Consider the following 16,547-nt stretch of genomic DNA (forward strand, 5'->3'; position numbering starts at 1 on the left):
CTTAAATACCCACAAATACTGACCCAATAAAGACTGAGTAGATAATGCTCAACGATATAATTACTACAGGCGGGTTTGCAAAGTATCTAGAAAGGCGGTAACGATCTAGGAGTCTTGCGGTAAGTAATGCCGCGAGCACCCCAAGTACCCCCGCAACTAGAACTGGAGAAATAAAAAAACCTCCTACTGATACATCATGAGGTATCTTTTCCATACATTAACCCATTTGAATCATAAACATCTTTCTTCACAGAAATATTTCCAATCTACGGACTCTGATAACTTATAAAACTCATCGAGGTAATTGCTAATACAGTGGGTAACACCCAAAAAATACAAAAAGTTGGAAACCCCCTTTGCAGTCTCCTCATCATTTCCCCAGAGCTCCATCAGCCCTCCAACATCCACATTTACTCTATCAAATATACGCCTATAACCTCTTCGTAAAGACTTGATGTTTATATTTCGCTGTTCCCCTGACAAGTAAAACAATATTTTTCCTGCGAGAGATCTCCAGATAAACACCTCGCGCAGCATACTTTTGGTTGCAACAAGTTTCATTTTTGAGTGATCAATTCCATACAAAATCTTAACCTGATTAGCAATCAGCATAAGTAAATCAATTACCCTTCGCATTTGATCCCCCGACATACCTTTAACATTATTGACATCAATACCTTCTTTCCAGTAAAGGATCTTCTCATGCGAAATCACAACGATATTTAAATGATATAAAACATAAAGGCGATGAAATATTGAGCGTCTTGTTAAGGCCGGCAAATCGCCTTCAACCACCAAACGCGCAGCGCTATCAAGGAGTCGATTCACATTTTTTTTGAAATTTTTTTCAGGATGAGAGGAAATCGGGATATTTCTAGATACCGCCAGTATGCAAAAAATAATCGCCAACACAAATATGTAATTTGTATAAACGACAAAACTATAAGTCTGATAATTATTGAAATTGAAAATAATTTGCGGAAAGAGGAGAGCCAAGGTTCTTATCATTGACTGCGCACCAAACATTCGATTCGCAAAATAGGAAATAGTAAAAGTCCAAAAAAATACCATTAAACCCAACGAATAAAAGCCTTGCAATTTTGGCATAACTAAAAAGTAAAGAGGTGCGGACATCAAGCATACGAGAATTGTATATATGCAAGATTTAAATAAGTTAATTTGTGGACTTACAGATGCTATGATTGCTATAATTGTAATTAAAAGTACAACAAGCAGCCCGCCTATCATATCTGGAACAAATAAATAAGCTAAATAAGATATCCAGATCCCCACTAGTACGCGAACCACATTAGCCAGCCTATCAGGATCAGGCATTAACAATCCAAACCAGTATTCTTCACGTTCACTTGAAGTACTCGAACTGGAAAATTCCAGGCTTTTTAGATCATTTACAGCATTAATTAGTGCCCGGGTTTCCACCTCCAAATCATTCAAAGAACGCCTGGTTACAGCTATTGCGGCAGTCTCTGGAGTTGACAGCTCCTTTTTTACTTTTTCAACGTCCCCCCTAACCACCCTCTCCCGAGCATCTCCAGCCACCTCATCTTCAGCAATGGCAAATCTAACTCTCTTAAATCGCCCTCTCATAACTTCCAAATAGTCATTCATATTCAAAAGAAACTTCATAATCCCCAAATCACTGGATAGAGCCAAACTCTCTTCTAATTTAAGTAATGACTGTGTTACCGCTGTTGTACGATGACCAAATGCCTTCCACTGCCTACGGCACTCCCAGATTTCATAACTATCAGAACTGGCATCATTAATAGCTGTACGCAAGCGTGTATCTGCCCTTAACAGTTCAACTCGCTTATCTCTAAGGACTTTAACTTTCTTTCGATCTTGAATTCTTAAAAAACATCTATTTGCAAAAGCACGATGCATATCTAACAGGGAAACCGCTGCTTCATGCAGTTCTTCGCGGCTACAATTTGGCCAGATCAAAACAGCTACAAGCCCATATACAATAATACCCAGTAAAGATTCCTGAATACGGAATATCCCTTCCTCATAAGAAAGGGATAAATCACCACCAGTCGCATCCCATAACATCAAAATAACGTAGCCACAGGTCATCCAAAAATACTGACGCTTTGACCTTTGCAGGATATAAACGCAGCCCGCAACCCATACCGATAGCGCAATCATAAAAAGCCATCGATCTTGAGGGAATGATGCGACGATTATCCAGCCGCCTAGAAGTGCAAACAGAGTGCCCAGCATCCACAAAATGGCACGATTTAACGACTGCCCCAAGTTTGCCTGACTACACACAATAACGGCAAATGCACCCCAAAAAGGTTTTTCCCAATTGATACCCATTGCAATGGCATAAACAATTACCAAAGCCAGCGCAATTTTTATTGACTCTTTCGCATTGCGAGACAGGTACAATGTTATCTCCGAGTATTTTCACGATAAAGCGACAAGCTTTTGACACCCTAATGATTACAAGGCATGTAATTTTTAGGTTGGCAGGAGGAAGTATGGCATATAAGAAAGCAACTAAATCAGGGATACACTTATAGATACAGCACGCACAAAGCGTATTTTAAAGTGCCAATAAAGTATGAGCGTCAGCGAAGATCACTGAAAACTTATATCCCAACATACGACATAAGTTATAAACGAAAAAATGAAGTTCGTATTTAAAAGCTCGTCTCACAGCCTAAGGCTTTCCGTCAATCTCTTTTTATAGCCTGTAGTTTGGGCATAGGCAAAGAGATAATTTGTATAGGCTTTTTATCCCCTAAGGAAAATTGTATTATCAAATTTATTGAGCGGTATACCTTTCTTTAACCGCTTAATAAAATCAGGATTGGTTAGAGAGGTACCCTAAAGCAATCAGCCCAGCATTTGCCTACTTAACATTTACTTCACTTGATTGCGCGCCATCGTGTCATAACCATACACTTTGAAAATTGAGTACCTGCTAAGTCAAAGAATGGGGAGATGGGCCATACTTTACTCCCTCTGTAAGCGGCCGAAATTAAATGATACAAACAGCTTGGACGATTGCCTCAGTGGCGCCAACAATCTATCAATTCGAGTATTTGCGGTGGCTAGTAGGGCGGCACTTTGTACAGCCAGAGTGACTAAATAGGAGGAGGTCACTATGACAACACTCTCCATCCTTTACTGTTCAACAGCAAAGCCATGTCACTTATCAGCTTCAAGCACGGAATTCTATCGGAATATTAATTACTATCTACTGTTGGGCATGCTAAATGATACTCCACAGATCCAATAAAAAAGGCCCCTTGAGGGGCCTTTAAGAAACAATCCAGCTCAGAAATCAACCATTCAAAGCCTTAAACTCACGCCTGCGACGATGTAGAACCGGCTCAGTGTAGCCGTTTGGTTGTACACAACCTTCAAATACGAGCTCACAAGCGGCCTGGAAGGCAACACTTCTATCGAAATTTGGAGCCATATTGTTGTAATTGGCATCACCGGCATTTTGGCGGTCCACAACTGCAGCCATACGCTCCATGGTTTCGCGCACTTGCTTCTCGCTAACAATGTTATGCTTGAGCCAGTTGGCAATATGCTGTGAAGAAATTCGCAAGGTGGCGCGATCTTCCATCAGACCGACATCATTAATATCCGGCACCTTGGAGCAACCTACCCCCTGCTCAACCCAGCGCACCACATAGCCGAGAATGCCCTGAGCATTGTTATCCAACTCCAATTGAATCTCTTTAGTACTCCAATTAGTGTCTTTGGCCACCGGTACGGTGAGAATATCTTCCAGCTTGGCGTGATGGCGGTGCTGAATCTCTTCCTGTCGACGGTTCACATCGACCTTGTGGTAGTGCAGTGCATGTAAAGTTGCCGCCGTGGGCGATGGTACCCAAGCAGTATTCGCACCAGCCATTGGATGTGCGAGCTTGGCGTGCATCATCGCTGACATCTGATCTGGAATCGGCCACATACCTTTACCAATCTGCGCCCTACCCTTGAGACCGCTATTGAGACCCACATCCACATTCCACTCTTCGTAGGCGTTGATCCAAGTGGACTGCTTCATATCTCCCTTGCGAATCATGGGGCCGGCAAGCATAGAGGTATGAATTTCATCTCCTGTGCGATCCAGGAAGCCGGTGTTGATAAAGACCACGCGCTCTTTGGCTTCGGCAATACAGGCTTTGAGGTTTACCGTGGTACGCCGCTCCTCATCCATAATACCCATTTTCACCGTGTGGCGCGGCAGGCCGAGGGCATCCTCAATACGATTAAACAACGTGTTGGCAAAAGCCACCTCTTCCGGGCCATGCATCTTCGGCTTTACGATATAGATGCTTCCTTCACGAGAGTTCTTGATCTCGTTATTGCCGCGTAGATCATGTAGAGCGATCAGGCTGGTAATCATTCCGTCGAGAATACCTTCCGGAATTTCCTGGCCGTCACCATATAAAACAGCATCGTTGGTCATCAGGTGGCCAACATTGCGCACAAACATCAAACTGCGGCCCGGCAGGGTTAGCTGATTACCATTCGGTGTAATATATTCACGGTCGACATTTAATTTGCGCTCAAAAGTCTTGCCGCCTTTATTGATGGTTTCCTTGAGGTCACCTCTCATCAGGCCGAGCCAGTTGCGATAAACCACAACCTTGTCTTCCGCATCGACTGCCGCTACGGAGTCCTCACAGTCCATAATGGTGGTCAATGCAGATTCCATATGGACGTCTTTAATACCCGCGTCATCGGTTTTACCGATAGGGCTTTCACGATCCACCTGAATTTCAAAGTGCAGGCCGTGCTGCTTGAGCAAAATACTCGAGGGTTCTTCGCTGTCACCGCGGTAACCGGCAAACTGAGTGCCGTCTTTCAAGGTGGCAATATCGCCATTGGCTTGGACAACTTCCAGCAGAGAGCCGTTAATACGATATTGGACGGCTTCTTTATGACTGCCACAGGTTAATGGAGCAGACTGATCTAGGAAGCTGCGCGCATATTCAATCACTTTGGCTCCGCGCACCGGATTGTACTCACTGCCCTTTTCCGCTCCACCTTCTTCGCTGATCACATCAGTGCCGTAGAGGGCATCGTAAAGGCTGCCCCAGCGGGCATTTGCGGCATTCAGTGCATAGCGGGCGTTCATCACCGGGACCACTAGCTGAGGACCGGCGAGAGTGGCGATCTCCTCATCCACATTCTCAGTGGAAGCACTGAACTCAGCGGGCTCATCCACCAAGTAGCCAATTTCTTTCAGAAAGGTCTGGTAGCCTTCCAGATCGAGGAAGCCCTGCGGATTTTCGGTGTACCAGCGATCCAGGGTTTCCTGTAATTCGTCGCGTTTTTCCAGCAGGGAGCGATTGACTGGCGCCAGTTCGCGGACAATCGCATCGAGTCCAGCCCAGAACTTATCGGCATCGACCCCGGTTCCTGGAATCACCTCCTCGCAGACCAGGTTGTAAAGCTCTGGTGCGATTTGTAGATCACCGATTTGGACTCGTTCCGTCATACCCTGGGCCTCTCACTGATTGTTGGAATTACGGCATTCTAAACAGCCATTTCAGCATACCGCTAATTTATAGACACAATTTCCACTATTCATAGATCAAATTTTTATGAAAATGGATGACGCATGATTCACTGCCAAGAGAACTGTATATTCACCCGCAGGGCGCATGATTCCTTACTAAGGGGTCACTCATAGAGCCCGACCAATATCCAGGATCAGGCGCCGTAACCAGCGGTGCGGTGCGCTCTGCTGTAAAAGTGGGCTCCAAGCCATTTTTAGCTCAAGAGGAGGGATATCCAACGGCGGATCCCTGCGCACGACTCTGGGATTGTCGCTGGCAAGCTGTGCCAGACGGGTGGGCACAGTGACAATCAGGTCACTCTGCTCGGCCAACAGCATAGCCACTTGGTAGTGGCGTGTGAAAACCGAGATATCCCGCTTTTCCCCCAATTTGCCAATAGCCTCATCCACCCAGCCCAAGCGTTGCACATCCTCTGGGTTTACTCCTACCCCCACACCCATGCCGGTCTTGCTCACCCATATATGCTGAGCCTTTAAGTAACTCTGCAGATTGTAGTCTTCGAGAATAGGGTTATCCGCTCGCATCATGCAAGAGAAACTGTCGCGCCATACGGTAGCTTGGTGGAAGCTCTGGGGCATACTATCGAAACGGTTAATTACCATATCCACCTTACCCTGCTCCACATCGACAAAGCTCACATCGCTGGGCGTCATGATATCCAGGCTGATTCCTGGAGCACCATCCCTCAGCTGCTTAAGCAGGGGCGGGATCAACGTGGATTCGGCATAGTCACTGGCCATAATGCGAAAGGTACGCCGGGTGTTGGCGGGATCAAAATCCCTATTGGGCTGAATCACACGGTCAATGCTGGATAGCGCCTCACGAACCATCGGCTGAAGTTCAAGGGCACGCTCCGTGGGCATCATGCCCTCTCGGGTGCGTACCAGCAGAGGGTCGTCAAAGAGTTCGCGCAGGCGTTTCAGGCCATTGCTCATTGCGGGTTGGGACAGCCCTAAGTAGTTGGCCGCTCGAGTCACATTGCGCTCGCGCAGCAGCACATCCAGGTATACCAGCAGGTTCAGGTCAGCTCTTTCCAGTTGCATACAACATTTGCCAGATCGATAGTGAAAATAAAATCAATAAATTAGGCAAATTATGCCACTCCTCCTAAGATACTCAACACCTAATCGCAGTCACCGTTTTAAGGAAACACTGTCATGTCCACTTACACTCAAGACATCGACGCGGTAGCTAAGCTCCGTGACAGCAAAAGCGGCACTTGGGATGCTATCAATCCCGAATCTGTTGCCCGTATGCGCGCCCAGAACAAGTTCAAGAACGGCCTGGATATTGCCAAATACACCGCCAATATCATGCGCGCTGACATGGAGAACTACGACAAAGACAGCTCCAAGTACACCCAATCCCTGGGCTGCTGGCACGGTTTCATCGGCCAACAGAAGATGATTTCTATTAAGAAGCACTTCGAAGGCAATACTGACCGTCGCTACCTGTACCTGTCCGGCTGGATGGTCGCCGCTCTGCGCAGTGAATTCGGTCCTCTGCCCGACCAGTCTATGCACGAGAAAACCTCTGTTGCGCACCTGATCAACGAACTGTACACCTTCCTGCGTCAGGCCGATGCCCGCGAGCTGAACGACCTGTTCCGCGAGCTGGATGCCGCCCGCGAAGCCGGCAATAAAGAAGCCGAGAAAGCAGTACAAGACAAGATCGACAACCACAAAACTCACGTTGTGCCGATCATTGCCGACATCGATGCCGGTTTTGGTAACGCAGAAGCCACTTACCTGATGGCCAAGCAGATGATCGAGGCGGGTGCTTGCTGTATCCAGATCGAGAACCAGGTTTCCGACGAGAAGCAGTGTGGTCACCAGGACGGTAAAGTCACCGTTCCTCACGAAGACTTCCTGGCCAAGATCCGCGCAGTTCGCTACGCATTCCTGGAGCTGGGCGTAGACAACGGTGTTATCGTTGCCCGTACCGACTCCCTGGGTGCAGGCCTGACCAAGCAGATCGCCGTGACCAAAGAGCCGGGTGATCTGGGCGACCAGTACAACGCTTTCCTGGACTGTGAAGAAATCGCAGCTTCTGATTTGGCCAATGGTGACGTTGTAATCAACCGCGAAGGTAAGTTGCTGCGTCCTAAGCGCCTGGCTTCCAACCTGTTCCAGTTCCGCAAAGGCACCGGTGAAGCCCGCTGCATCCTGGACAGCATCACCTCTCTGCAGAACGGCGCCGATCTGATTTGGATCGAAACCGAGAAGCCCCACGTTCGCCAGATCGGCGGCATGATGGACGAAATCCGTAAAGTGGTTCCCGATGCGAAGCTGGTTTACAACAACAGCCCATCCTTCAACTGGACCCTGAACTTCCGCCAGCAGGTATTCGATGCATGGTCTGAAGAAGGCAAAGACGTATCCGCTTACGACCGCGCCAACCTGATGAGCGCCGAGTACGACGATACTGAGCTGTCCGCAACTGCTGACGAGAAGATCCGTACCTTCCAGGCCGATGCAGCTCGCGAAGCCGGTATCTTCCACCACCTGATCACCCTGCCGACTTACCACACTGCGGCCCTGTCTACCGACAACCTGGCCAAAGAGTACTTCGGTGAGCAAGGCATGCTGGGCTACGTGAAAGGTGTTCAGCGTAAAGAGATCCGTCAGGGGATCGCCTGCGTTAAGCACCAGAACATGGCTGGTTCCGACATCGGCGACGACCACAAAGAGTACTTTGCTGGTGAAGCGGCACTGAAGGCTGCCGGTAAAGACAACACCATGAACCAGTTCGGTTAAATCGCTCTTATACCTTTCAGGTAGATCTAAGGCGGCGCAAGCCGCCTTTTTCTTCAGGGATTCTCTCCTGTTCAAATTGATCAGGACAATGATTCCGCCGAAGAAGAACAGTTGTGCAAACTGCGCTTTTATCTCTGCATTTTGAACTTGGGCCGCAATCGCGGCCCTTTTTTTTGCTCCCAATCTTATTGCCTTTTCTCAAAGACTTTTGCGCCATATTAGCTAGCCTTAGGGTATACACGCTAAGGTGCGCACCGCCTATGTCTGGCCCAAGCCTTGTACTGACCATCAACTGCGGCAGCTCTTCTTTAAAGTTCACCATCATTAACCCAGAAACTGGTGAGGAACGCTTAAAAGGCCAAGCCGATGCCCTGGGATCATCCTCAGCAGCACTCTCTTGGCTGCACGATGAAAAAGAAGGAACACAGAAGCTCTCCCCTGGGGATGACTACGAAGGTGTTATCGGAGCGTTGGTAAAGCGATTCGACGGCCCCTGGTCAGCGTTGCGCGGGCAGCTTCGGGCTATCGGGCATCGGGTAGTCCATGGTGGCGAACAGTTCGCAGATTCCACGCTGATCAATGACAGCGTGGTATCAGCTATCAGAGCCTGCTGTGAACTGGCGCCACTACACAACCCTGCAGCCCTGCAAGGTATACAGGCCTCACTGCTCGCTTTCCCAGAGTTGCCGCAGGTGGCGGTCTTCGATACCGCCTTCCACCAGAGTTTGCCGGATTACGCCTACCTCTATGCACTGCCCTACAGTTTGTATCGGGATCACCAACTGCGCCGCTACGGTATGCATGGCAGCAGTCATCGCTACATCGGTGAGCGCAGCGCCGAAATATTGAAAACGCCCACAGACAAAATTAATGTGATCTCCGCTCATCTCGGCAATGGCGCTTCCCTGTGCGCCATTAAAAACGGAAAGAGCGTGGATACCAGTATGGGGCTGACTCCTCTTGAAGGGCTGGTAATGGGCAGTCGCTGCGGGGACCTAGACCCTGGTTTATTACTTCATTTGGGAGAGGCACTGGACTATTCCCTAGCGGAACTCGAACAGTTACTGAATCGCAACAGCGGCCTGCTGGGGATATCCGAGCTAAGCAATGACTGTCGTGAACTGGAAGAAGCTATGGGCAAAGGCCATGCCGGTGCTAGCTTGGCATTGAAGCTATTTTGTTATCGGCTGGCCAAATATATTGCAGCCTACACAGTGCCACTAAAGCGCGTCGATTCGCTGGTATTCACCGGGGGTATTGGCGAAAACTCATCTTGGGTGCGGCGAGAAACGATAGGTTGGCTCAGCCAGCTCGGCTACCAGCTGGACAATAAGCGCAATGAAGACATTCGCTTCGGTTCTGAAGGGCAGATATCCAGAGACGGAACACCGGATATCCTTGTGATACCCACCCGTGAAGATTGGGTTATTGCTCGAGATACCATCCGCTTAGCGAACAGGGCACTATAAACATGCCCCACAACGCGCGCGCCCTAATGCTGATTCCACTGGATGTGGGTGTGGGTATTACATCGGTAAGCCTGGGCTTAATACGGGCACTTGAACGCAACCGCGTAGAAACCCAGTTTTTCAAACCTGTCAGCGAAGCACCTTCCCGCGACGGCGCCATCGAGAGAACCACAGAGATATTGCGGCAGACTACCAAGCTAGACATTCCTCGTTCAATCAGCGCACAAGAAGCTGAAACTATGATCTCCGCAGGTGGTACCACAGAGCTACTGGAGAAAATTTTGGCCCGCTACCGCAGCAGCGTTCAAACTGCGGATGTAATAGTCGTGGAGGGACTTTTACCCGGAAGGCAGAATCAATTTTCTGACCAATTGAACTGCCAGATGGCAAAAACCCTGGATGCGGAAGTGGTGTTGGTTGCCAGCCTGCACACAGGTGATATTCGCCAGCTTACAGAGCGTCTGCAGTATGCGATGCAACCGTTTGGTGAGGGCCCATCCAACCCGGTGGTAGGCTGCATTATCAATAAGCTGGATGCCCCTCCCCGCATAACCGACCCACCTGGTGGCCACTTTATCTCGGTAGGCGCTCAACAGGAGCCCTGTACCAAAGCTGTCAACCGAAAGGATCTGTATCGTAAAATTCCTCTACGCATCGTTGGCGCCATCCCCTGGAATGCGCAGCTGCTGGCCCCCCGGGCGCTGGATCTGGCCCGGCATTTCAATGCACAACTGATCAATCGCGGAGAACTAGAGAGCCGCCGTTTGCGCAGCGTAACCTTCTGCTCGCGATCCCTAGCCAATATGCTGCATCGCTTTAATTCAGGTGCCCTACTGGTCACTTCAGCTGACAGGCCCGATGTTATGGTAGGAGCCAGCCTGGCAGCAATGAACGGTGTGAAAATTGGCTGTTTGCTGCTGACCGGGGGCTACCGACTGGATCGCCGGGTACACAAACTTTGCACACCGGCCATGGAGACTGGACTGCCGGTAATGTTAGTCAGCTCCAACACCTGGCATACCGTGATGGAGTTACAAACCTTCAACCTGCGCACTCCCGCAGATGACCGCGAGCGAGTAAACCGGGTACAGGATTTTTTTGCCAGCCACTTGGATAAAAACTGGGTGCAATCCTTAAGCCAGGTTTCCCAGCGACCACGGCGGATGTCACCCCCAGCATTTCGCTACCACCTAACAGAAATGGCCCGCCGGGTACTAAAACGCATTGTGCTTCCAGAGGGGGAAGAACCCCGTACTATACGCGCAGCTCTGGCCTGTGCAGAACGGGGAATTGCACAACCGATACTGCTGGGGAGACCGGGATCTATCCAGCGAATCGCCGAGCAACAGGGCCTCAGGCTCAGTAAAAAAGTAGAAATCATCAAGCCCGAAGATGTCAGGGAAGAGTATGTAGAGCCCATGGTAGCTCTTCGTAAAAATAAAGGCCTCACTCAGGTGGTCGCGAAAGAACAGCTACAGGACAATGTCGTTTTGGGCACTATGATGCTGGCCCTAGACCAAGTGGACGGCCTGGTTTCAGGCGCTATTCACACTACCGCCAATACCATCCGCCCCGCCCTGCAATTGATCAAGAACGCTCCAGGTGAAGAGCTTGTCTCCTCAATTTTCTTTATGCTTCTACCCGAGCAGGTACTGGTATACGGAGACTGCGCCATCAATCCGGATCCCAACGCCAACCAATTGGCTGCGATCGCCATCCAGTCGGCAGACTCCGCAGCGGCTTTTGGGATAGAACCCCGAGTAGCAATGATCAGTTACTCCACCGGCACCTCAGGAACCGGCTTAGACGTAGATAAAGTGCGTGAAGCCACACAAATCGCCAAGCAGAGAAGGCCCAAGCTGATTATTGATGGACCACTGCAATACGATGCGGCGCTGATAAAAAATGTGGCTGAGCAGAAAGCGCCACAGAGCCCAGTCGCGGGCCGCGCCACCGTATTTATTTTCCCTGATTTAAACACCGGCAACACCACATATAAAGCAGTACAACGCAGTGCGGACTTAGTCAGTATTGGGCCTATGTTGCAGGGGCTGCGCAAACCGGTGAATGATCTTTCCCGCGGTGCCCTGGTGGACGATATTGTCTACACCATTGCACTTACCGCTATTCAGGCCCAGCAACATCAATCACATATAACTAAATAATAACTGGCCTCTATCCACAGAGGGGACGGCGAAGGTCAATATATTCATGCAGCGCGGCGGCAATAACATAGGCCTCCAGGCGGTGCTCATAGGTATCCGAATGGTCACAACCCATCCGCTCCAGACAGCGATGGATAAACGCGAACTGATCAGAATTGTCCCGCCACATTCTACGCCCCTTGATCACCGTTATCAGCATTCGCCACCAGCTGCGGTCAGCCGCTCTCAACTGTTGAAGTGCGACAGCCAGCCATCCCTCTTCATCGGTAAAGTCCGTACCCAGCGGATAGTAAGGCAACATGGCGAGGGACTTTTCATCGGAAAAGACCTCGGCAATATGCTCCGGGGTATTTCGATTAAACGCTGCCGGAATAGTGAAGTCCTTTTCGATTTTGCCTGCATATTTGGCCTGCTCCAGCAACACTGCCTGAAATCGTGTATCGCAAATACTGAGCATGGAAACCATCACGTCCCGATCTGTTTTACCCCGCAGGTCCACCGCGCCGTATTCAGTTACCACAATATCACGCAAGTGCCGAGGTATAGTGGTGTGGGGGTATTCCCAGACAATATTACTTTCACAAATTCCGTCGCGAACGCGTGTGCTCGGCAGGGCAATAATGGAGCGGGCCCCAGGCAGTGCAAACGCCTGGGCAACAAAATTGTATTGCCCTCCAACACCACTAACTACCTGATTATCCATTAAAGCATCAGAAATAACGGCTCCGCCCAATGTCACCATCATGGCTGAATTTACAAAACGTGCGTGTTTGCGCTGGACTTGCTTCAGCATTTGTTGGCCGCGCAGATCGTTGGTGAAATCGATAGAAGTCATATCGATACCGGCCCGCTCAATGGGGGCTAGATCCCGTAACTCTCGATACATCACCTCAGGGCCAAGGTAAAATCCACCGTGCAACCAAATACCGCCTTTAAGTTTGTTGTTCAAACAACTGCCTATCAATCGTCGACGGCCGTGCTCACTGTGCAGGTCACACTCCTCCTCTTCGCCATCAGGTGTTAACAACTTGTGGCCGCGCCAGCTGTAACTTGGATCCACAATACCAAAACGCTGCAAAAACGCGGTGTCATCAGGGGTTAACGGACAGTGGATACGCCCTCTCTTTTTCAGAGCGAGCAGAGTCTCCTCGTTCACTGTATGGGTGATCGCATCCAAATCCAGCAACTCCTGCAGTGCGGCATCAGCAAACACTTCACGGATTAAAACCCCCGCCTTACGCAGAAGTAAAAAGCCATGGGGAACCATTTCACTGGCACCATATAGCCCCTGTTGAAAGGGCGCCTTTTGTAGGGGGAGGTTTTTTCGGTATGCGAATGACTCCGAATCGGCTAACTCATCTAGCAGGCGGGTGAAGAGCGGATTCTCTTTGTGACGCAAGCGCAAGGCATGACACACCGCATCGCCGAGCGCCCCGATACCCACTTGTAAAGTACCACCATCAGCTATCAGGCTGGCAATATGAAAACCGATAGCGTATTCGGTAAAACTCACCGGCATTGCAGGAGCGGCAAACAATGGGGTATTGAACTGGTTACCTTCTAACAAAAAATCGAAAGCGCCTTCCGCAAGCTCACTACTGCCCGGCATATAAGGTAATTGATGATTTACCTCTCCCAGTAAAAAAAGCGATTGCCCTTTGCGATCGGAGGCCAGCTTTAAAAGTGGCAGGGTCAGATCCGGATTACAGCTCAAACTGTATTTGCCACCCGCCGGGGAGGGGGACACCATTTGCGCGATCACATTGATCCCATTGCGCAAGAGATCTTCGGGCACCTCGGTATAATTAGTACTGACATAATGTTGCTGAGCATAGCGATTACCCAGCAAAGCACCGGGCTCCATAAAAAACTCTATCACCTCAATATTATTGGGAAGCTGCCCTTGCCTCCTTGCCGTCACATAACCAAGATCCTGATAGTGACTGTAAAGGCGATCCAGTAAAGGCTGTACAAAACGGCGCGTGATATCACTGTCCCCCCTGGGTCGCTCAAGGGTCAGGGCGGTATAAATGGTCAGAGAAATAGAAGGATCTGCAGCGGCACGCGCGTAGAGGGCATTGGCAAAGTGATTGGCTTTTCCCAATCCGAGGGGTAACCCCAGCACAATCTTTTTACCGACCCTGCGTAACAGAGCATCGATACACTCCTCGGCGCCGGTAAACCGCTGGGGAACATTATCAGGAGAAACTTCCATGGAAATCAGGCTTTTCTCACAAGGCTATTGGATTTTTCCCACCACCCTGGCCAAATGATCAAAGTGGTCGACCTGGATAGCCTTATCCACTGCATCAGCGGCGTCACGAAGAGCATCCGCTTCTTCATCACTAATGAGATTACGTTGCAACCCCTCTTCCACCGACTCGCGACTTAGGGTGCGAATACCCCCCTTTTTTAACTTCTCTCGTGCACGCTCAGAGGCACATACCTTGTTGAAGGCCTGCTCGACAATTTCAACTCCATCGCCAGGATTGCCAAGGAAAACACCACGGGTCAAACGGTCTCGGGTTTTGGAGGGACTCAACAGCAACTCGGCACATGCTCGCGCCTGTCGATCTGAAGCAGTATGGATACTATGCCCCCAGGGCATAGTCAGAAAATGCATCAACTGTCCAAAAAATGGGCGCGGGAAATTCTGAAAAACTTCCAGCAACTGAACTTCGATTTTATGCAAACCATCACGCATGGCGAATTCCAGCAGCGGTAAATCATCTTTGGGATTGCCATCATCATAGAAACGCTTGAGAGTACAGCTCAACAGATAAAGCTGGCTAAGCACATCGCCGAGCCGGGAGGATATCAGCTCTTTTCTTTTTAACTCACCGCCCAAGGTGATCAGCGAGACCTCTGTCACCAGTGTCAGCACAGCTGAGTAGCGATTGATCTGACGAAAATACTTGGCCGCGCCTCCAACATTGCGAGGGCTGCTGGCAAAGAGCCCCACGGTCCAACCATGAAATACTCCTCGCAATAGTGTCTTGAACTGGAACCACATATGCTTGGGGAGCAAATGATCCAGTTGCTCCAGCCCCTCCTCTTCATCGGGATTTTCAGCAGCGAGCATTTCATCAAGTATGTAGGGGTGGCAGCGAATTGCACCCTGGCCAAAGATCATTAAGCTGCGGGTCAATAAATTGGCCCCTTCTACCGTTATCGCCACGGGTACCGCACGATAGGCATTACCCAGGTAATTCAGTGGGCCATCCATGATGGCTTTACCGGCATGAATATCCATGGCATCATCAATAGCCTGGCGCAGCCCCCCTGTTGCACTGGCTTTCATAATTGCGGTGATTACCGCCGGCTTAAGTCCATCATCCAATGCCCTGGTGGTTGTCTTATGGGCGCTATCTAGCACGAAAGCGATAGCGGCGATTTCCGCCAGCCGACTTTGCACCCCTTCAAAACGCCCTACAGGAACATTGAATTGCTCGCGGATACGCGCATAGGCACCAGTGGTCCTCGCCGCCATTTTAGCACCGCCCGTAGAGAGCGAGGGAAGCGAGATGCCACGCCCAGCAGCCAAAGCGCTCATCAACATTTCCCAGCCTTTGCCAACATTCTCCTGACCTCCAATAATCCACTCCATAGGGATAAAGACATCTTTTCCCCAGTTGGGACCATTTTGGAAGGCCTGCATCGCCGGGAGATGGCGTTGACCAATAGTCACGCCTTCTGTATCAGTAGGAACCAGTGCCACGGTAATTCCCAGCTCCTCTTTATCGCCGAGAATATGCTCCGGGTCGTACAACTTAAAGGCGAGCCCCAAGACCGTGGCAATAGGCCCCAGGGTGATATACCGCTTGTGCCAGTTGACACGCATCCCCAAGACCTTTTCCCCCTGATGATCACCGTAACAAACCTCTCCGCGGTCAATCATGGATGCCGCATCAGAGCCCGCCTGGGGGCTGGTGAGGCCAAAACAGGGAATATCCGTGCCATCGGCAAGCCGGGGCAAATAATAGTCTTTTTGCTCCTGGGTGCCATGAGCGAGCAGCAATTCTCCCGGCCCAAGGGAGTTGGGCACCATCACAGTGACGCCGACGGTGTTACTCCGCGTAGAAATTTTGGTGACTATTTCTGCATGCGCAGTAGGGGAAAAGCCGAGACCACCATATTTTTTGGGAATGATGATGCCGAAGAAACGATTTTTGCGCAGAAACTCCCAAACATGCTCTGGGATATCGTGATCGACAAAACTGATCTGCCAATCATTGATCATTTTACAGAGCTCTTCGGCAGGCCCATCGAGAAAAGCCTGTTCCTCCTCATTCAGCTCCGGCGGTCCCATATCGAGTAGTTGCTTCCAGTCCGGTTTTCCGGAGAGTAGCTGAGCATCCCACCAAACTTCTCCGGCCTCCATTGCCTCCCGTTCCGTTTGAGATATTGGCGGTAAAATCCTCTTTATGATGTTCAATAGGGGTTTGGTAAAGAATTTCTTGCGCAACTCGCTCATTTTTACCTTCCGCAGTATCCCTAGCGGTGCACTACCCCGCCAATTACCACTAGCCATGGTGCTATTTCAAAAAATAATGATAGGCAACGAATGCGGTTGAAGAGTTTCAG

Annotated in this window: 9 protein-coding genes; 3 read left to right on the forward strand and 6 right to left on the reverse strand. The window is 49.9% G+C overall.

Annotated elements, in window-relative coordinates:
• Position 1 precedes the first annotated feature (1 nt).
• From ACJJIB_RS12790 to ACJJIB_RS12805, 4 genes are all read right to left on the reverse strand, one after another.
• Complete coding sequence (locus tag ACJJIB_RS12790) at positions 2-214, reverse strand: DUF1656 domain-containing protein (RefSeq protein WP_353505426.1); 213 nt, start codon at positions 212-214, stop codon at positions 2-4.
• Positions 215-231: 17 nt separating this feature from the next.
• Positions 232-2,415 (reverse strand): FUSC family protein, encoded by a 2,184-nt coding sequence (locus ACJJIB_RS12795; RefSeq protein ID WP_444886339.1) that lies wholly within the window; start codon positions 2,413-2,415, stop codon positions 232-234.
• Between the two features lie 901 nt (positions 2,416-3,316).
• The gene (locus ACJJIB_RS12800; RefSeq protein WP_444886340.1) at positions 3,317-5,491 is read right to left on the reverse strand and encodes a malate synthase G; all 2,175 of its coding nucleotides are present in this window, start codon (positions 5,489-5,491) and stop codon (positions 3,317-3,319) included.
• A gap of 189 nt (positions 5,492-5,680) precedes the next feature.
• Positions 5,681-6,616 (reverse strand): LysR family transcriptional regulator, encoded by a 936-nt coding sequence (locus tag ACJJIB_RS12805; RefSeq protein ID WP_252081803.1) that lies wholly within the window; start codon positions 6,614-6,616, stop codon positions 5,681-5,683.
• Between the two features lie 114 nt (positions 6,617-6,730).
• Here ACJJIB_RS12805 and ACJJIB_RS12810 point away from each other — a divergent pair, with 114 nt between their 5' ends.
• From ACJJIB_RS12810 to pta, 3 genes are all read left to right on the forward strand, one after another.
• Positions 6,731-8,329, forward strand: coding sequence for an isocitrate lyase (locus tag ACJJIB_RS12810; protein WP_444886341.1), 1,599 nt, complete (start codon positions 6,731-6,733; stop codon positions 8,327-8,329).
• Between the two features lie 260 nt (positions 8,330-8,589).
• A complete protein-coding gene (locus ACJJIB_RS12815) occupies positions 8,590-9,798 on the forward strand; it encodes an acetate kinase (protein ID WP_444886342.1) in 1,209 nt (402 codons plus the stop codon).
• Positions 9,799-9,800: 2 nt separating this feature from the next.
• Positions 9,801-11,963: a phosphate acetyltransferase gene (gene pta, locus ACJJIB_RS12820; protein ID WP_444886343.1), complete on the forward strand. Its 2,163-nt coding sequence runs from the start codon at positions 9,801-9,803 to the stop codon at positions 11,961-11,963.
• A gap of 10 nt (positions 11,964-11,973) precedes the next feature.
• Here the strand turns inward: pta and ACJJIB_RS12825 are convergent, their stop codons facing one another.
• Positions 11,974-14,178: an acetyl-CoA hydrolase/transferase C-terminal domain-containing protein gene (locus ACJJIB_RS12825; protein WP_444886344.1), complete on the reverse strand. Its 2,205-nt coding sequence runs from the start codon at positions 14,176-14,178 to the stop codon at positions 11,974-11,976.
• Positions 14,179-14,202: 24 nt separating this feature from the next.
• Positions 14,203-16,437, reverse strand: coding sequence for an acyl-CoA dehydrogenase (locus tag ACJJIB_RS12830; RefSeq protein WP_444886345.1), 2,235 nt, complete (start codon positions 16,435-16,437; stop codon positions 14,203-14,205).
• Positions 16,438-16,547 lie beyond the last annotated feature (110 nt).

This window comes from Microbulbifer mixtoriginis (SeqCode) (genome assembly GCF_052467705.1).